General features: G+C 61.3%; 15 protein-coding genes. 7 read left to right on the forward strand and 8 right to left on the reverse strand.

Annotation, left to right across the window (positions count from 1 at the left end):
* Positions 1-19: 19 nt before the first annotated feature.
* The 6 genes from prpD to DXT77_RS16365 all read right to left on the reverse strand — a co-directional run bounded on the left by prpD (position 20) and on the right by DXT77_RS16365 (position 8,471).
* A complete protein-coding gene (gene prpD / locus DXT77_RS16340) occupies positions 20-1,504 on the reverse strand; it encodes a 2-methylcitrate dehydratase (RefSeq protein WP_119428411.1) in 1,485 nt (494 codons plus the stop codon).
* 118 nt (positions 1,505-1,622) lie between these two features.
* A complete protein-coding gene (gene prpF / locus DXT77_RS16345) occupies positions 1,623-2,825 on the reverse strand; it encodes a 2-methylaconitate cis-trans isomerase PrpF (RefSeq protein ID WP_119428412.1) in 1,203 nt (400 codons plus the stop codon).
* A gap of 54 nt (positions 2,826-2,879) precedes the next feature.
* Positions 2,880-5,474: a Fe/S-dependent 2-methylisocitrate dehydratase AcnD gene (gene acnD / locus DXT77_RS16350; protein WP_119428413.1), complete on the reverse strand. Its 2,595-nt coding sequence runs from the start codon at positions 5,472-5,474 to the stop codon at positions 2,880-2,882.
* A gap of 216 nt (positions 5,475-5,690) precedes the next feature.
* On the reverse strand, positions 5,691-6,818 hold the full coding sequence (gene prpC, locus DXT77_RS16355) for a 2-methylcitrate synthase (RefSeq protein ID WP_119428414.1): 1,128 nt from the start codon (positions 6,816-6,818) through the stop codon (positions 5,691-5,693).
* 43 nt (positions 6,819-6,861) lie between these two features.
* Positions 6,862-7,752: a methylisocitrate lyase gene (prpB, locus tag DXT77_RS16360; protein WP_085732387.1), complete on the reverse strand. Its 891-nt coding sequence runs from the start codon at positions 7,750-7,752 to the stop codon at positions 6,862-6,864.
* Positions 7,749-8,471, reverse strand: coding sequence for a GntR family transcriptional regulator (locus DXT77_RS16365; protein ID WP_169432611.1), 723 nt, complete (start codon positions 8,469-8,471; stop codon positions 7,749-7,751). Before DXT77_RS16365 ends, prpB begins: the two co-directional genes overlap by 4 nt.
* Positions 8,472-8,769: 298 nt before the next feature.
* Between DXT77_RS16365 and DXT77_RS16370 the strand changes: the two genes are divergently transcribed.
* The 4 genes from DXT77_RS16370 (at position 8,770) to pabB (ending at position 13,285) form a co-directional block, all read left to right on the forward strand.
* Positions 8,770-9,306: an ATP-dependent zinc protease gene (locus DXT77_RS16370; RefSeq protein WP_065258027.1), complete on the forward strand. Its 537-nt coding sequence runs from the start codon at positions 8,770-8,772 to the stop codon at positions 9,304-9,306.
* 5 nt (positions 9,307-9,311) lie between these two features.
* Positions 9,312-10,847, forward strand: a complete 1,536-nt coding sequence (locus tag DXT77_RS16375) for an inactive transglutaminase family protein (protein ID WP_085711890.1) — start codon at positions 9,312-9,314, stop codon at positions 10,845-10,847.
* Complete coding sequence (locus DXT77_RS16380; RefSeq protein WP_119428415.1) at positions 10,847-11,833, forward strand: alpha-L-glutamate ligase-like protein; 987 nt, start codon at positions 10,847-10,849, stop codon at positions 11,831-11,833. Before DXT77_RS16375 ends, DXT77_RS16380 begins: the two co-directional genes overlap by 1 nt.
* A 108-nt stretch (positions 11,834-11,941) precedes the next feature.
* Positions 11,942-13,285 (forward strand): aminodeoxychorismate synthase component I, encoded by a 1,344-nt coding sequence (pabB, locus tag DXT77_RS16385; protein ID WP_119428416.1) that lies wholly within the window; start codon positions 11,942-11,944, stop codon positions 13,283-13,285.
* 41 nt (positions 13,286-13,326) lie between these two features.
* Here pabB and thrH read toward each other — a convergent pair whose 3' ends face one another.
* On the reverse strand, positions 13,327-13,944 hold the full coding sequence (thrH, locus tag DXT77_RS16390; protein ID WP_119428417.1) for a bifunctional phosphoserine phosphatase/homoserine phosphotransferase ThrH: 618 nt from the start codon (positions 13,942-13,944) through the stop codon (positions 13,327-13,329).
* Between the two features lie 162 nt (positions 13,945-14,106).
* Between thrH and DXT77_RS16395 the strand changes: the two genes are divergently transcribed.
* From DXT77_RS16395 to DXT77_RS16405, 3 genes are all read left to right on the forward strand, one after another.
* The gene (locus DXT77_RS16395; protein WP_085711886.1) at positions 14,107-14,841 is read left to right on the forward strand and encodes a phosphoadenylyl-sulfate reductase; all 735 of its coding nucleotides are present in this window, start codon (positions 14,107-14,109) and stop codon (positions 14,839-14,841) included.
* Positions 14,842-15,320: 479 nt separating this feature from the next.
* The gene (locus DXT77_RS16400; RefSeq protein ID WP_119428418.1) at positions 15,321-16,865 is read left to right on the forward strand and encodes an NCS1 family nucleobase:cation symporter-1; all 1,545 of its coding nucleotides are present in this window, start codon (positions 15,321-15,323) and stop codon (positions 16,863-16,865) included.
* Between the two features lie 54 nt (positions 16,866-16,919).
* A complete protein-coding gene (locus DXT77_RS16405) occupies positions 16,920-17,648 on the forward strand; it encodes an aspartate/glutamate racemase family protein (protein ID WP_119428419.1) in 729 nt (242 codons plus the stop codon).
* Here the strand turns inward: DXT77_RS16405 and DXT77_RS16410 are convergent.
* Positions 17,617-18,558 (reverse strand): LysR family transcriptional regulator, encoded by a 942-nt coding sequence (locus DXT77_RS16410; RefSeq protein ID WP_119428420.1) that lies wholly within the window; start codon positions 18,556-18,558, stop codon positions 17,617-17,619. The genes DXT77_RS16405 and DXT77_RS16410 overlap by 32 nt on opposite strands.
* Positions 18,559-18,650 lie beyond the last annotated feature (92 nt).

Consider the following 18,650-nt stretch of genomic DNA (forward strand, 5'->3'; position numbering starts at 1 on the left):
CCTCGACAATCCCGGCGTTTCAGATCACGAACAGATCGACAAAACGGTTCACCGGCGTCGCCGCAAGTCGCGCCTGATCCTTGCACAGCGCAAGGATCTCGGCGCTGCGCTGGCCGGTGAAACGCGTGGCCAGGTTCGCCCTGAACTTGTCCTCCAGCAACGGAATGCCCTCGGCCCGGCGCCGGCGGTGACCGATCGGGTATTCCACCACCACGTTTTCGGTACTGGAACCGTCCTTGAAAAACACCTGCACCGCGTTGGCAATCGAGCGCTTGTCGGCTTCCAGGTATTCGCGGGTGAAACGCGGATCCTCGACGATGACCATTTTTTCGCGCAGCACATCGATGATCGGATGCGCCGAGTGGAAATCATCCTCGTACTGCTCGGCCACCAGATTGCCGAACGCCAGCGGCACGGCGGTCATGTACTGGATACAGTGATCGCGGTCGGCGGCGTTGGCCAACGGGCCGACCTTGGAAATGATGCGGATCGCCGATTCGTGGGTGGTGATGACGATCCTGTCGATCTCATGCAGACGATTGCGCACCTGCGGGTGCAGGGTCACGGCGGCTTCGCAGGCGGTTTGCGCGTGGAATTCGGCGGGGAAGCTGATCTTGAACAGCACGTTTTCCATCACGTAACTGCCGAATGGACGCGAGAAGCTGAAGGCACGCTTGTCTTCAGGCTTGAGCGCCAGATCGTTGTTGGTGTGGCTGAACAGCACGTCGTAGAAACCCCACTGCTTTGCCGTCAGCACACCGGGAATGCCCATCTCGCCGCGCATCGCGATATCCGCCAGACGCACGCCGCGACTCGACGCATCCCCCGCTGCCCAGGATTTTCGCGAACCGGCGTTCGGCGCATGCCGGTAAGTGCGCAGCGCCTGACCATCGGCAAACGCATGGGACAACGCCGAGAGCAATTGCTCGCGATTGGCGCCCATCAACTTGGCGACAACGGCGGTCGAGGCGACTTTCACCAGAATCACATGGTCGAGGCCTACCCGGTTGAAGGAGTTTTCCAGGGCGATCACGCCCTGAATCTCGTGGGCCATGATCATCGCTTCAAGCATATCGCGCACCGTCAGCGGCGCCTCGCCATTGGCCAGACGCTTTTGCGACAAATGATCGGCCACCGCGAGAATCCCGCCGAGGTTGTCCGATGGATGCCCCCATTCGGCGGCGAGCCAGGTGTCGTTGTAATCGAGCCAGCGCACGATGCAGCCGATGTCCCACGCGGCTTTTACCGGATCGAGCCGATAGGATGTGCCCGGCACCCGGGCGCCGAACGGCACGACGGTGCCTTCGACGATGGGGCCCAGGTGTTTGGTGCATTCGGGGAAACGCAGGGCCAGCAGGCCGCAGCCCAAAGTATCCATCAGGCAGTTGCGGGCGGTGTCGAGGGCTTCGGTGGATTCGATTTTGTAAGTGAGGACGTAATCGGCGATGTCCTGCAGGACACGGTCGTAGTCGGGGCGGTTGTTCAGGTCGACGTTGGCGCTCATGTTCGATTCACTCTTCAAAGTGGTTCGTTGATGGGACCTCGGTTCAGGACTAATTTTTCTTGTTATTGAAATACGCAAAGCGCCGAGAGCGATCAGGCTCGCTCTCGGCGACTGTTCGTCAGAACGAATCTCCAGGCACGCGGACGAAGCCTTCCATCAGTACCCGCGCACTACGGCTCATGATCGCTTTCTTCACGACCCATTCACCGTTTTCCAGGCTGGCCTCGGCCCCGACGCGCAACGTTCCGGACGGATGCCCGAAGCGCACGGCATTGCGCTCAACACCACCGGCCGCGAGGTTGACCAAGGTGCCGGAAATCGCCGCCGCAGTGCCAATCGCCACCGCCGCCGTACCCATCATCGCGTGGTGCAACTTGCCCATCGACAACGCGCGTACCAGCAGATCCACATCCCCGGCCGCAATCGCCTTGCCACTGGACGCCACGTAATCCGCAGGCCGAGCCACGAAAGCCACCTTCGGCGTGTGCTGACGCTTGGCCGCTTCGTCGATGTTGGAAATCAGCCCCATGCGCAAGGCACCGTAGGCACGGATGGTCTCGAACATCTGCAGCGCTTTCGGATCGCTGTTGATCGCACTCTGCAGTTCGGTACCGGTGTAGCCGATGTCTTCGGCGTTGACGAAGATCGTCGGGATACCCGCGTTGATCATGGTCGCCTTGAAGGTGCCGACGCCCGGGACTTCCAGTTCGTCGATCAGGTTGCCGGTGGGGAACATCGAGCCACCGCCGCCCTCTTCTTCCGCCGCCGGGTCCATGAATTCGACCTGCACTTCGGCAGCCGGAAAGGTCACGCCGTCGAGTTCGAAATCACCGGTTTCCTGGACTTCACCATTGGTGATCGGCACGTGGGCAATGATCGTTTTACCGATGTTGGCCTGCCACACGCGAACCACCGCCACACCGTTGTGCGGAATGCGGCTGGCGTCCACCAGACCGTTGCTGATGGCGAACGAGCCGACCGCCGCCGACAGGTTGCCGCAGTTGCCGCTCCAGTCCACGAACGGTTTGTCGATGGACACCTGACCGAACAGGTAATCGACGTCGTGATCGGCCTTGATGCTTTTCGACAGGATCACGGTTTTGCTGGTGCTGGAGGTGGCGCCGCCCATGCCGTCGATCTGTTTGTCGTAGGGGTCGGGGCTGCCGATTACCCGTAGTAACAGCGCATCGCGGGTCGGGCCGGGAATTTGCGCCGCCTCAGGCAGGTCGGTGAGGCTGAAAAACACGCCTTTGCTGGTGCCGCCGCGCATGTAGGTGGCGGGGATTTTGATCTGCGGTGCGAACTTAGCTGCGTGAGCCATGGTGCTCCTTAACGAAGACATGGGACTTGAAGTCCCATGCCCACATCGATTGATTTAAACGGCAACCGCCGACTCTTCGAGGAAGTCCTGGGCGAAGCGTTGCAACACGCCGCCGGCCTCGTAGATCGACACTTCTTCGGCGGTGTCGAGGCGGCAGGTCACCGGCACGTCGACGCGCTCGCCGTTCTTGCGATGGATCACCAGCGTCAGGTCGGCGCGCGGCGTACGGGCGCCGATCACGTCGTAGGTTTCGCTGCCGTCGATGCCCAATGTTTTACGGTCGGTGCCCGGTTTGAACTCCAGCGGCAACACGCCCATGCCCACCAGGTTGGTGCGGTGAATGCGCTCGAAACCTTCGGCGGCAATCGCTTCCACACCCGCCAGACGCACGCCTTTGGCCGCCCAGTCCCGGGACGAACCCTGGCCGTAGTCGGCGCCGGCGATGATGATCAGCGGCTGCTTGCGTTCCATGTAGGTTTCGATGGCTTCCCACATGCGCATCACTTTGCCTTCCGGCTCCACACGGGCCAGCGAGCCCTGCTTGACCTTGCCGTTTTCCACGACCATTTCGTTGAACAGTTTCGGGTTGGCAAACGTTGCTCGCTGCGCGGTCAGGTGGTCGCCACGGTGGGTTGCGTAAGAGTTGAAGTCCTCTTCCGGCAGGCCCATTTTCGCCAGGTATTCGCCGGCGGCGCTGTCGAGCATGATCGCGTTCGACGGCGACAGGTGATCGGTGGTGATGTTGTCCGGCAGCACCGCCAGCGGGCGCATGCCCTTGAGCGGACGCGCCCCGGCCAGCGCGCCTTCCCAGTACGGCGGACGGCGGATGTAGGTGCTCATCTCGCGCCAGTCATACAGCGGCGTGACTTTCGGGCCGGTGTCTTCGTGGATGGCGAACATCGGGATGTAGACCTGGCGGAACTGCTCGGGCTTGACCGACGACTTCACCACCGCGTCGATTTCTTCGTCGCTCGGCCAGATGTCCTTCAGGCGGATTTCCTTGCCGTCGACCACGCCGAGCACGTCTTTTTCGATGTCGAAACGGATGGTGCCGGCAATCGCGTAGGCCACCACCAGCGGCGGCGAAGCGAGGAACGCCTGCTTGGCGTACGGGTGAATCCGGCCGTCGAAGTTGCGGTTGCCGGACAGCACGGCGGTGGCGTACAGATCACGGTCGATGATCTCTTGCTGGATCACCGGATCCAGCGCGCCGGACATGCCGTTGCAAGTGGTGCAGGCGAAGGCGACGACGCCGAAACCGAGTTGCTCCAGCTCCGTGGTCAACCCCGCTTCATCGAGGTACAGCGCCACGGTTTTCGAGCCCGGCGCCAGCGACGACTTGACCCACGGCTTGCGGGTCAGGCCGAGCTTGTTGGCATTGCGCGCCAGCAGGCCGGCGGCGATCACGTTGCGCGGGTTGCTGGTGTTGGTGCAACTGGTGATGGCCGCGATGATCACCGCGCCGTCGGGCATCTGGCCGGGCACGTCTTCCCATTTCCCGGAGATGCCTTTGGCCGCCAGATCCGACACTGCCACGCGGGCGTGCGGGTTGCTCGGGCCAGCCATGTTGCGCACCACCGAAGACAGGTCGAAGGTCAGGCCGCGCTCGTACTGCGCGCCTTTCAGGCTGTCGGCCCACAGACCGATCTGCTTGGCGTATTGCTCGACCAGTTGCACTTGCTGGTCTTCACGACCGGTCAGTTTCAGGTAATCGATGGTCTGCTGGTCGATGTAGAACATCGCGGCAGTAGCGCCATATTCCGGGGCCATGTTGGAGATGGTCGCGCGGTCGCCGAGGGTCAGTGCCGAAGCACCTTCGCCGAAAAACTCCAGCCACGCACCGACCACTTTCTGTTTGCGCAGGTACTCGGTCAGCGCCAGCACCATGTCGGTGGCGGTGATGCCCGGTTGCAGCTTGCCGGTCAGTTCGACGCCGACGCTTTCCGGCAGACGCATCCACGACGCGCGGCCGAGCATCACGCTCTCGGCTTCAAGCCCACCGACGCCGATGGCAATCACGCCCAGCGCATCGACGTGCGGGGTGTGGCTATCGGTGCCGACGCAGGTATCCGGGAATGCCACGCCGTCGCGCACCTGAATCACCGGAGACATTTTCTCCAGGTTGATCTGGTGCATGATGCCGTTGCCCGGCGGGATCACGTCGACGTTCTTGAACGCCTTTTTGGTCCAGTTGATGAAGTGGAAGCGGTCTTCGTTGCGACGGTCTTCGATGGCGCGGTTCTTCTCGAACGCCTGGGCGTCAAAACCACCCGCCTCCACCGCCAGCGAGTGGTCGACGATCAGTTGCGTCGGCACCACCGGGTTGACCTGCGCCGGGTCGCCGCCCTGCTGGGCAATCGCGTCACGCAGGCCGGCCAGGTCCACCAGCGCGGTCTGGCCGAGAATGTCGTGGCACACCACACGGGCCGGGAACCACGGGAAGTCGAGGTCGCGCTTGCGCTCGATCAGTTGCTTCAGGGAATCGGTGAGCGTGGCCGGGTCGCAGCGACGCACGAGGTTTTCCGCCAGCACGCGAGAGGTGTACGGCAGGGTGTCGTAGCTGCCCGGCTGGATCGCATCGACAGCCGCACGGACGTCGAAAAAGTCCAGCGGCGTGCCGGGCAGGTTCTTGCGAAATTCTGTGTTCATCGGTCAGGACTCGGTCACGGTGATAACAAAAAGGTGGGGCCAGACGCAGCCTTTGAACTCAACACACTCCACTGTGGGAGCGAGCTTGCTCCGGGCGGCGTTCCGACGATAGCGGTTAATCAGTCGACATCTTTGTTGAATGTCTGTCCGTCATCGCGAGCAGGCTCGCTCCCACAGGGTTTATCGGTGTTCTCAAGCTCCGGGGCAGCCCACCATTCAGCGACGTTCGATTGGCACGAACTTGCGCTGTTCGACGCCGACGTACTCGGCGCTTGGACGGATGATGCGGTTGTTGGCGCGCTGTTCGAATACGTGCGCCGCCCAGCCGGTCAGGCGCGAGCAGACGAAGATCGGGGTGAACAGCTTGGTCGGGATGCCCATGAAGTGGTACGCCGAGGCATGGTAGAAGTCGGCGTTGGGGAACAGTTTCTTTTGCTCCCACATGGTCTTGTCGATGGCTTCCGAAACCGCGAACAACACCTTGTCGCCCACTTCGTCGGCGAGTTTTTTCGACCAGCCCTTGATCACCTCGTTGCGCGGATCGCTGTCCTTATAGATCGCATGGCCGAAGCCCATGATCTTGTCCTTGCGCTCGAGCATGCCGAGGGTGCCCTTGATCGCCTCTTCCGGCGACGAGAAGCGCTCGATCATTTCCATCGCCGCTTCGTTGGCGCCGCCGTGCAGCGGGCCGCGCAGCGAGCCGATGGCTGCCGTGACGCAGGAATACAGGTCGGACAGGGTCGACGCACAGACGCGTGCGGTGAAAGTCGAGGCGTTGAATTCGTGCTCGGCGTAGAGGATCAGCGAGACGTTCATCACTTTGACGTGCAGTTCGCTCGGCTTCTTGTCGTGCAGCAGGTGCAGGAAGTGGCCGCCGATGGACGGCTCGTCGCTCACGCAGTTGATGCGTTTGCCGTCGTGGCTGAAGCGATACCAGTAGCACATGATCGCCGGGAACGCGGCCAGCAGGCGATCGGTCTTGTCGCGTTGCTCGGAGAAGTCCTTCTCCGGCTCGATGTTGCCCAGGAACGAGCAACCGGTGCGCATCACGTCCATCGGGTGGGCGTCGGCGGGGATGCGTTCCAGCACTTCTTTCAGCGCTTGCGGCAGGTCGCGCAGTTTGCTCAGTTTGCCTTGATATTCGGTGAGCTGGGCCTTGGTCGGCAGCTCTCCGTAGAGCAGCAGGTACGCCACTTCTTCAAACTGTGCGTCTGCCGCCAGTTCGCGCACGTCGTAGCCGCGATAGGTCAGCCCGGCACCGGCCTGGCCCACGGTGGACAGTGCGGTTTGCCCGGCGACCTGGCCCCGGAGCCCGGCGCCACTGAGTACTTTTGCTTCGGCCATTGTTGTCTCCAATCTTGAATTTGTTAGGGAGTACGGTTGCGGCTTACTTCTTCGCCGCAAACAACGCGTCGAGCTTCTGCTCGAAGGTGTGGTAATCGATGCGATCGTAGAGCTCCATGCGAGTCTGCATGGTGTCGATGACATTCTGCTGGGTGCCGTCGCGGCGGATCGCGGTGTAGACGTTTTCCGCCGCCTTGTTCATCGCGCGGAACGCCGACAGCGGGTACAGCACCAGCGACACATCCGCTCCGGCCAACTGCTCGGTGGTGTACAGCGGCGTCGAGCCGAACTCGGTGATGTTGGCCAGGATCGGCGCTTTCACGCGGTTGGCGAACAGCTTGTACATCTCCAGTTCAGTGATGGCTTCCGGGAAGATCATGTCGGCGCCGGCCTCGATACAAGCGGCGGCGCGATCCAGTGCCGAGTCCAGACCTTCAACGGCCAACGCGTCGGTGCGGGCCATGATCACGAAGCTGTCGTCGGTACGGGCATCGACGGCGGCCTTGATGCGATCGACCATTTCCTGCTGGGTGACGATCTCTTTGTTCGGACGGTGGCCACAGCGCTTGGCGCCGACCTGGTCTTCGATGTGGATCGCCGCGGCGCCGAACTTGATCATCGACTTCACGGTACGCGCAACGTTGAACGCCGAGGCGCCGAAACCGGTGTCGACGTCCACCAGCAGCGGCAGATCGCAGACGTCGGTGATGCGGCGCACGTCGGTCAGCACGTCATCCAGACCAGTGATGCCCAGGTCCGGCACGCCGAGGGAGCCGGCAGCCACCCCGCCACCGGACAGGTAAATCGCCTTGAAACCGGCGCGCTTGGCCAGCAGCGCGTGGTTGGCGTTGATCGCGCCGACCACTTGCAACGGATGTTCGCTGGCGACCGCATCGCGGAAACGCTGGCCTGGAGTGCTCTTGTTGGAACTCATGACTCACCTCGTTCAGTGGCTGTCTTATTGTCGGCGCCGTCCTGGTAATGACGGGCGATGTTGCGTTTCGAGGCGCCGATGTGGCGGCGCATCAACAATTCCGCGAGCTCGCCGTCACGGTCGGCGATGGCATCGAGAATCCGGTGGTGTTCGGCAAAGGCCTGGCGCGGGCGGTTGGGCGTGGTGGAAAACTGGATGCGGTACATGCGCACCAGTTGATAGAGCTCGCCGCAGAGCATTTGCGTGAGGGTGCGGTTGCCGCTGCCCTGGATGATCCGGTAGTGAAAGTCGAAATCGCCTTCCTGCTGGTAGTAGCCGACGCCGGCCTGGAACGCGGCATCGCGCTCGTGGGTTTCCAGAACCCGGCGCAGTTCGTCGATTTCTTCGACGCTCATGCGTTCGGCCGCCAGACGGCAGGCCATGCCTTCGAGGGATTCGCGGATTTCGTAGAGTTCGAGCAATTCGGCATGGCTCAACGAGACCACCCGCGCGCCGACATGCGGCACACGCACCAGCAGGCGCTGGCCTTCGAGGCGGTGAATCGCCTCGCGCAGCGGCCCGCGACTGATGCCGTATGTACGCGCCAGTTCCGGCTCGGAGATCTTGCTGCCCGGGGCGATTTCGCCTTTGACGATGGCGGCCTGGATACGCCTGAAGACGTTTTCGGACAGGGTTTCCGAATCGTCGCCGCTGATGACCGGGGGATCGAGTTGATCCAGCATATTGTCGACACCTTCAAATCCAATGCGGCAAAAACTAGCGAATCAGCCTGCATCAGTCAAAGGATAAATGGATATTGTCGACAATCGTCTAATAACGCCCGATATCAGCCCCAAGGGTTATAGACCCGCTCGGGCGCTGGCGCCATAAAACCACCGTGCTAGAATGCCGCCCGCATTTGCCAGTCACTTGCACGGCTTGTCATAAAAAGCTGATAGGCACACGAAGGCGCGCGCAGACAGGATCTCCTGATGCCGTGGCCCTGAACCGAGAACGGAACGCTGCTCGCCAGGATTTATGAGACTCAAGCCCTTCCCCACCTTTTTCTATCTGTTTTGCCTGCCCGGCCTGGCTGTGGCGGGGGAAAAGACTGTGTACGGCCTCAACGAGTACGCCGCCCTCGACGGGATCAACCTGGAAGTGGCGGCGAAACTCGACACCGGAGCGAAAACCGCCTCCCTGAGCGCCCGCGACATCAAACGCTTCAAGCGCAACGGCGAGTCCTGGGTGCGTTTCTACCTGGCCATCGACGCTGCGCATTCGCACCCGATCGAACGGCCGCTGGCCCGGGTCAGCAAGATCAAGCGCCGCGCCGGCGACTACGACCCGGAAGAAGGCAAGAAGTACACCGCGCGCCCGGTGATCGAGCTGGATATCTGCATGGGTTCGGCGATGCGCAGCATCGAAGTGAACCTGACCGACCGCAGTGCGTTCCAATACCCGCTTTTGATCGGCTCCGAGGCGCTGAAACGCTTCGATGCGCTGGTCGATCCCAGTCTTAAATACGCTGCCGGCAAACCCGCCTGCGCCATCGCCGCTCATACCGCCGAGTAATTTCCATGCGTTCTCTAACCTTCCACCTGAAAATCCTGATCACCATCCTGGTGCTCCTGGGCGTTTCGGTTACGGCCTATCAGATTTTCGTGCTCGGCATTCCGGTGACCGAAGACGCCACCGACGACTTGTGGAACATCGACGCCAAGGTCGAGTTCGTCGCCAGCACCAAGGATCCGGTGAAGATCCAGATGTTCGTGCCGCCCCTGAGCCGCGATTACGTCAGCCTCAATGAGAGCTTTATCTCCAACAACTACGGTGTGGCGGTCAACCGTGTCGACGGCAACCGCAAGGTCACCTGGTCGGCGCGCCGGGCCAAGGGCAACCAGACCCTTTATTACCGTCTGGTGCTGACCAAGCGTTACACCGCCGAGAAAACCAAGGTCAAAGGCCCGACTTTCCGCGACAGCATGGCCATCGAAGGCCCGGAAAAAATCGCCGCCGAAGCCCTGCTCGCGCCGATCCGCCAGCACTCGGCCGACGTCGAAACTTTCATCGGCGAAGCGATCAAACGTGTCAACAACACCAACGACGACAACGTGAAACTGCTGCTGGCCGGCGATCCGTCGACGGCCCACAAGGCAAAAATCGTTGAGCTGCTGCTGTCCATCGCCCACGTTCCTGTCGAGAAAGTCCACACCATCCGCCTCGTCGCCGATCAGCCGCAAACCCCTGAACTGTGGCTGCGCAGCTTCAACGGCAACGACTGGCTGTACTTCAACCCGGAAACCGGCGAACAAGGCCTGCCGACCGACCGCCTGCTATGGTGGACCGGCGATGAAAACCTGATCACCGTCGACGGCGCGAAGAAAGCCAACGTGACCTTCAGCCTGAACAACAGCGAGATGAACGCGATTCGTCTGGCCAAACTGACCGACGAAAACACCGACGCCAACTTCCTCGAATACTCGCTGTACGGCCTGCCGCTGCAAACCCAGCAGACGTTCATGATCATGGTGATGATCCCGATCGGCGTACTGGTGATCCTGATCCTGCGCAACCTGGTCGGCCTGCAGACCCTCGGCACATTCACCCCGGTGCTGATCGCCCTGGCTTTCCGCGAGACGCAGCTGGGCTTCGGCATCCTGCTGTTTACCGTGATCACCGCGCTGGGGCTGTCGCTGCGCTCGTATCTGGAACACCTGAAGCTGCAAATGCTGCCTCGACTCTCGGTGGTGCTGACCTTCGTGGTGGTGCTGATCGCGGCGATCAGTCTGTTCAGTCATAAGCTCGGTCTGGAGCGCGGTCTGTCGGTGGCACTGTTCCCGATGGTGATTCTGACCATGACTATCGAACGCCTGTCGATCACCTGGGAAGAGCGCGGCGCCAGCCATGCCTTGAAAGTGGCGATCGGCACGCTGTTCGCGGCGTCCCTGGCACACCTGATCATGACCGTGCCGGAGCTGGTGTACTTCGTGTTCACTTTCCCGGCGATCCTGCTGATCCTGGTGGGCTTCATGCTGGCCATGGGTCGCTATCGCGGTTATCGCCTGACCGAACTGGTGCGCTTCAAGGCTTTCCTGAAGAAGGCTGACGCCTGATGTTCGGTTTCTGGAAGACCTGGAAGGCCCTGGAAGCCCGGGGCATCATGGGCATCAATCGGCGTAACGCGGACTACGTGCTCAAGTACAACAAGCGCAGTCTGTACCCGATTGTCGATGACAAGATCATCACCAAGGAGCGCGCGATCAAGGCCGGCATTCATGTGCCGGAACTGTATGGCGTGATTTCCACGGAGAAGGAAATCGACAAGCTCGACGAGATCATCGGCGGGCGCAACGACTTCGTGATCAAGCCGGCCCAGGGCGCCGGCGGTGACGGCATCATCGTTATCGCCGACCGTTTCGAGGGCCGCTATCGCACGGTGTCGGGCAAAATCCTCACCCACGAAGAGCTGGAGCACCATATCTCCAGCATCCTCACCGGCCTGTATTCGCTCGGCGGCCACCGCGACCGGGCGCTGATCGAATACCGGGTGACCCCTGACCAGATCTTCAAGAGCATCAGCTACGAAGGCGTGCCGGACATCCGCATCATCGTGCTGATGGGCTATCCGGTGATGGCCATGCTGCGCCTGCCGACCCGGCAGTCCGGCGGCAAGGCCAACCTGCACCAGGGCGCCATCGGCGTCGGCGTAGACCTGGCGACCGGCCTGACGTTGCGCGGCACCTGGCTGAACAACATCATCGCCAAACACCCGGACACCACCAACGCAGTGGACGGCGTGCAACTGCCCTACTGGGACGGTTTCATGAGGCTCGCCGCCGGTTGCTATGAGCTGTGCGGCCTGGGTTACATCGGCGTGGACATGGTGCTGGACCAGGAGAAAGGCCCGCTGATTCTGGAACTGAATGCGCGGCCGGGGCTGAATATCCAGATTGCCAATGACTGCGGGCTGACGGCACGGACCCATGCGGTGGAAGCGCATCTGGAGGATCTCAAGACCCGCGGTGTGACTGAAACGGTTGAAGAGCGGGTGGCGTTTGCTCAGGAACTGTTCGGGCATATTCCGGCGGTCGAGGGCTGAGTCGCGCTACCGGCCTCCGATCTGCCAATCCCCGACATCCCCTCTAGGAGCAATTCCTCGAGGGGACTACAATCCCCACCCCGCCTCGATGGCCGATCTGCCCCGCCCATGCTGACCTGTTCCGTACACCCGCTGCCCTACCGTGCCAACCCCGCCGACTATTTCGCGGCAATCCGCCATGCGCCCGGCGCCGTGCTGCTCGACAGCGGCCGGCCGAGTGCCGACCGTGGCCGTTATGACTTGCTCAGCGCCTGGCCGCTGGAACAACTGGCGGTGTTGCCCGACGAACGTGGCGACGATTTCCTGCAACGCCTGCGGGACAATCTGGCGCGCCTCGGCGAGGCACAGTTGCCTTCGGAATACGAGCTGCCGTTCGCCGGAGGCCTGATCGGTTACCTGAGTTACGACTTCGGCCGGCATCTGGAAAATCTGCCAAGTCAGGCGCTGGATGATCTGCAACTGCCGGATGCGCGTTTTGGCTTGTACGACTGGGCCCTGATCAGCGATCACCACAAAGCCACCAGCCAACTGGTGTTTCATCCGTCGCTCAGCGCCAGTGAAAAACAACGGTTAATCGATCTGTTCAGCCAACCGGTGATCGTTGAGCTGACGCCGTTCAAACTGAACACGCCGATGACCGCCGACCTTTCGGCTGACGACTATCGTCAGGCGCTCGAACGCATTCATCAATACATCCAGGCCGGCGACTGCTATCAGGTCAACTTCGCCCAGCGTTTCCGCGCGCCGTGTGAAGGTGACCCGTGGCTGGCTTACTGTGCGTTGCGCGAGGCCTGCCCGACGCCGTTTTCCGGGTTCCAGAGCCTGCCCGACGGCAACGCGGTGCTGAGTCTCTCGCCCGAGCGCTTTGTCAAAGTCAGTCAGCGTCAGGTGGAAACCCGCCCGATCAAAGGCACACGCCCCCGTGGCGCGAACCCGGCCGAAGATGCCGCCAACGCCGCCGAACTGTTGGCCAGCCCCAAGGATCGTGCGGAAAACCTGATGATCGTCGATCTGCTGCGCAACGATCTCGGCCGCACCTGCCGAATCGGCTCCGTGCGGGTGCCGGAGCTGTTCAGCCTGGAAAGTTATCCGAACGTGCATCACCTGGTCAGCAGCGTGACCGGTGAACTGGCGGATGATCGCGATGCCCTGGACCTGATTGCCGGCAGCTTCCCCGGCGGCTCGATCACCGGCGCACCGAAGATTCGTGCGATGCAGATCATCGACGAACTGGAACCGACCCGACGCGGTTTGTATTGCGGTTCGTTGCTGTACCTGGACGTGCGCGGCGAGATGGACAGCTCGATCGCCATTCGCAGCCTGTTGGTAAAGGATGGGCAGGTGTGCTGCTGGGGCGGTGGCGGGATCGTCGCCGATTCGGATTGGGAGGCGGAGTATCAGGAGTCGATTACCAAGGTCAGAGTCCTGCTTGAAACCTTGCAGAACCTCTGACGCTTGCGGCGAGGGCGGTTGCGCCCTCGCCACAGCATGACTTACAGGCTCAGATCGCGGTTCGAAGCCTTGAGAAACTCCTGCTTCAACTCGGCAAAACTGTGCACCGCCGGAAACTGCGGGAACTCGCGGATCACGTTATCCGGCGCATGAAACAGAATCCCCGCATCCGCTTCGCCCAGCATGCTGGTGTCGTTGTAGGAATCCCCTGCCGCAATCACCCGGTAATACAGGCTCTTGAAGGCCAGGACCGACTGACGTTTCGGATCTTTCTGACGCAACTGATAGCCCGTGACCCGCCCGCTTTCGTCAGTGATCAGACGGTGGCAGAGCAAGGTCGGGAAACCCAGCTGGCGCATCAGCGGCTGGGAAAACTCATAGAACGTATCCGACAGAATCACCACCTGAAACCGCTCGCGCAGCCAGTTGACGAACTCCACCGCGCCGTCCAGCGGCTTGAGAGTGGCGATCACTTCCTGAATGTCCGAAAGCTTCAGGCCATGTTCATCGAGGATGCGCAGGCGCTGTTTCATCAGCACGTCGTAGTCGGGAATGTCCCGGGTGGTGGCCTTGAGCGATTCGATTCCGGTTTTTTCGGCGAAGGCGATCCAGATTTCCGGTACCAGCACTCCTTCAAGGTCAAGACAGGCAATTTCCACAGGACACTCCGTTTGTAATGTTTATTGAGTCGAGCGAGCCCGAACTCTAGCGGCTCGACCTGGACCGTGCAACGCAGAGGCCACCCCGGCGGGCGTTGCTTTTTGTTAACATCGGCGCCATATAGAGCGCCCAGCGCCACCGACCTGTAGGAAGCCGCCCTGATGAGCCCAACGTTCGACGTCGTGGAACTCGCCACGACCTATGCCAACAAATCCGCCCAGGACATCCTCAAGCTCGCATTTGCCGAGTTCGGCGATGACCTGTGGATATCTTTCAGCGGCGCCGAGGATGTGGTGCTGGTGGACATGGCCTGGAAGCTGAACAAGAACGTCAAGGTGTTCAGTCTCGACACCGGCCGTCTGCACCCGGAAACCTACCGTTTCATCGATCAGGTGCGCGAGCACTACAAGATCGACATCGAACTGGTCTCGCCGGACTACACGAAACTCGAACCGTTCGTGAAGGAAAAAGGCCTGTTCAGTTTCTACAAGGACGGCCATGGCGAGTGCTGTGGCATCCGCAAGATCGAGCCGCTGCGCCGCAAACTGTCCGGCGTCAAAGCCTGGGCCACCGGCCAGCGCCGCGACCAGAGCCCGGGCACCCGCAGCGCAGTCGCGGTGATGGAAATCGACAGCGCGTTCTCCACCCCGGAGCGCACGCTGTACAAGTTCAACCCGCTGGCGCAGATGACCAGCGAGGAAATCTGGGGCTACATCCGCATGCTGGAGCTGCCGTACAACAGCCTGCATGAACGCGGTTTCATCAGCATCGGCTGCGAACCCTGCACCCGCCCTGTCCTGCCGAACCAGCACGAGCGCGAAGGCCGCTGGTGGTGGGAAGAAGCGACCCAGAAAGAATGCGGGTTGCACGCCGGGAATATCATCAGCAAGGCGTAAACCGCTCGCCCCACAGTTGTCTCTGCCAGACATGAAAAATGTGTACACACGAATGTCACCATCGGTGCCATTTATGTGTGCACTTTTCATTTCCGCGCCCTGAAAAGTTACATCCCGCTGCCAAAGCGATCCCTTCCGGCGTCCGCCAAAATCCCTTCCGAAAAATAAATACCTGTTCGAACGGTCAATTTATATCGCCTGAATTTCAGCGACTTAGCGCTATTCAATAACTTTTCGAAATCAGTGGTGGTTTTCATAGATCGCTGACTGGCACAGATCTGGCTTTAGTGCATACATGTTTTGTATACAAAGTTGCAAAACATGAACCCACACTTTCGATCCGCAAGCCTGAAGCGCCCTATCCCGTACAGGCTGCAGATGCCCCGTAACCAGTGATGTTTCACCGCTGCGACGAAGATCTGCCGAGCCTGAGCGCTCATGCACAGTCATCGCGGCCCGAACATCAGGAGCCTGCCGGAATGCGTACGAGTCTTTCGAACAACAACATCGCGCTGAATCTGCCCTCCTCCTCAACCCTCGATCACACCGCGCCCGGTGACGGCATCACCGAACCGCTGCAACTGAGCCCGCGCCTGCACAACAGCGACCTCGCACCGACCAAGGTCGAAGGACGGCGCTGGGGCAAATACAGCATCTTTGCCCTGTGGACCAACGATGTGCACAACATCGCCAACTATTCGTTTGCCATCGGTCTGTACGCCCTGGGCCTGGGCGGCTGGCAGATTCTGCTGTCGCTGGGGATCGGCGCGGCGCTGGTGTATTTCTTCATGAATCTGTCCGGCTACATGGGGCAGAAAACCGGGGTGCCGTTTCCGGTGATCAGCCGGATCAGTTTCGGCATTCACGGGGCGCAGATTCCTGCATTGATCCGGGCGGTAATCGCCATCGCCTGGTTCGGGATTCAGACGTACCTGGCATCGGTGGTATTTCGCGTGTTGCTCACGGCGATCCATCCCGGATTTGCCGACTACGACCACAACTCGATCCTCGGCCTGTCGAGCCTGGGCTGGGTGTGTTTCGTGGCGATCTGGTTCGTGCAACTGGGGATTCTGGCCTACGGCATGGAAATGGTCCGCCGCTACGAAGCCTTCGCCGGGCCGGTGATTCTGCTGACCGTCGCCTGCCTCGCCGCGTGGATGTACACCCAGGCCAACGCGACCATCGCCTGGTCGATCCGCGAACCGCTGACCGGTGGCGAGATGTGGCGCAACATCTTTGCCGGCGGCGCCTTGTGGCTGGCGATCTACGGCACGCTGATCCTCAACTTCTGCGACTTCGCTCGCTCTTCGCCGTGCCGCAAAACCATCAAGATTGGAAATTTCTGGGGGCTGCCGGTGAATATTCTGGTGTTCGCCGGGATCACCGTCCTGCTGTGCGGTGCGCAATTTCAGATCAACGGGCGGATCATCGAAAGCCCGACCGAAATCATCGCCTCGATCCCCAACACGTTCTTTCTGGTGCTCGGTTGCCTGGCGTTCCTGATCGTCACCGTGGCGGTAAACATCATGGCCAATTTCGTCGCTCCGGCCTTCGTGCTCAGCAACCTGGCACCTAAATACCTGACCTTCCGCCGTGCCGGACTGATCAGCGCAACGATTGCGGTGCTGATCCTGCCGTGGAACCTCTACAACAGCCCGCTGGTGATCGTGTATTTCCTGTCCGGCCTCGGCGCCCTGCTCGGCCCGTTGTACGGCGTGATCATGGTCGACTACTGGCTGATCCGCAAAAGCCGGATTCACGTGCCACAGCTGTACAGCGAAGACCCGAACGGCGCGTATTTCTACAGCCGCGGGGTCAATCTGCGGGCGGTGGCGGCGTTCATTCCGGCCGCTCTGATCGCCATCGTCCTGGCATTGGTGCCGGGCTTCCACAACGTTTCGCCCTTCTCCTGGCTGATCGGTGCCGGCATCGCCGGGATGCTTTACCTGATCGTCGCCAAACGCCAGCCGCACTACGCCGACGTGGACGGTGAAGCCATCGCCGTCGACAACGTCAGCCACTGAAACTTTTGGCGGCCCTTCGCGGGGCCGCAGAACCAACCGTAATAAGGACTTCCCATGCGAATTCTCGTGGTCAACGTCAACACCACCGAATCCATCACCCAAGCCATCGCCCGCTCGGCGCAGGCTGTGGCCTCCCCCGGCACCGAGATCGTCGGCCTGACGCCGTACTTCGGGGCTGATTCCGTCGAGGGCAATTTCGAAAGTTACCTGGCCGCCATTGCCGTGATGGACCGGGTCATGTCCTACGACCAGCCGTTCGACGCAGTAATCCAGGCCGGCTACGGCGAACACGGTCGCGAAGGTTTGCAGGAATTGCTCAACGTGCCGGTGGTGGACATCACCGATGCGGCGGCCAGCACTGCGATGTTTCTGGGCCACGCCTATTCGGTGGTCACCACACTGGATCGCACCGTGCCGTTGATCGAGGATCGGCTGAAACTCTCGGGCCTGTGGGATCGCTGCGCCTCGGTACGGGCCAGCGGCCTGGCGGTTCTGGAGCTGGAACACGAACCTCAGCGCGCACTGGAGGCGATCGTGCATCAGGCCGAACTGGCGGTGAATCAGGATAAAGCCGAGGTGATCTGCCTCGGTTGCGGCGGCATGGCCGGGCTCGATGAAAAGATTCGTCAGCGCACCGGGGTGCCAGTGATCGATGGCGTCACCGCTGCCGTGACCATCGCCGAGTCGCTGGTGCGCCTGGGGCTGTCGACGTCCAAGGTGCGGACGTATGCGACCCCACGGCCAAAAACCATCATCGGCTGGCCAGCACGTTTTGCGCGTTGAACCGCTCGGCGAGACCCAGGGTTGAAAACTGTTCGATGATGAAATCGACGAACGCCCGGGTCTTGCCCGGCAGCAGTTTGTGCTCGGCGTAATAGATGGAGATGTTGCCGTCGTCGACGTACCAGTCGGGCAAGACCCGCTGTAACGTTCCCGCCTCCAGATAGCCGACGGCAAACGGCATGCTCACCAACGCAATCCCCAGCCCCTGCGCCGCCGTGGCGCAGGCGGCTTCGGAATCGCTCATGGTCATTCGCGCCGTGAGGGTCAACGGGCTGTGTTGCTGCGTGCGATGGGTCAACTGCCAGGAACGCACACGACCGGTCTGCGGTGAGCGGATCAGGATGCCCTCGTGCAGTTTGAGGTCGTCCGGTTCGCTGATCGGCGCGTGCCGATCCAGATATGCCGCCGAAGCCACCAACACCCGATGCGCCGGCGTCAGCCTGCGCGCCACCACGCCTTGGGGCAGCTCGAAGCCACCGCCAATCGCCGCATCAAAACCCTGGCCGATCAGATCGACCTGGCGGTTATCGAAGTGCCAGTCCGGGTTGATCGCCGGGAACCTTGCCAGAAACTCACCCAGCAACGGCACGATATACAAACGGCCGAACACCGTGCCCATGCTGACTTTCAGCGTGCCGGCCGGTTGCCCCCCGGCGCTGGCCAGATTACTCACGGCATTCTGGATGGTGGTCAGGCTGCCGCTGACCTCACTCAGAAACAATTGCCCCGCTTCCGTCAGGGTCAATCTTCGGGTGCTACGCTGGAACAGCCTCACGCCGAGGCGCGCTTCCAGTTTCGCCACGCTTTTGCCCACGGCGGCCGGTGTCAGGCTCAGGCGTCGCGCGGCTTCGGCAAAGCTGCCGACTTCGGCGCTGCGAACGAAGCATTCGATACTGCTGAAGGTTTCCATGGCCGCCATTCCAAACTTTTGGTTTACACAGACTATAGCAACCACGGTCTACTCGCCCGGTGGCGAGGGGCAGATACTCGACACCACACCAA

The sequence above is a fragment of the Pseudomonas sp. 91RF genome (genome assembly GCF_003576265.1).
Classification (GTDB): Bacteria; Pseudomonadota; Gammaproteobacteria; order Pseudomonadales; family Pseudomonadaceae; genus Aquipseudomonas; species Aquipseudomonas kribbensis.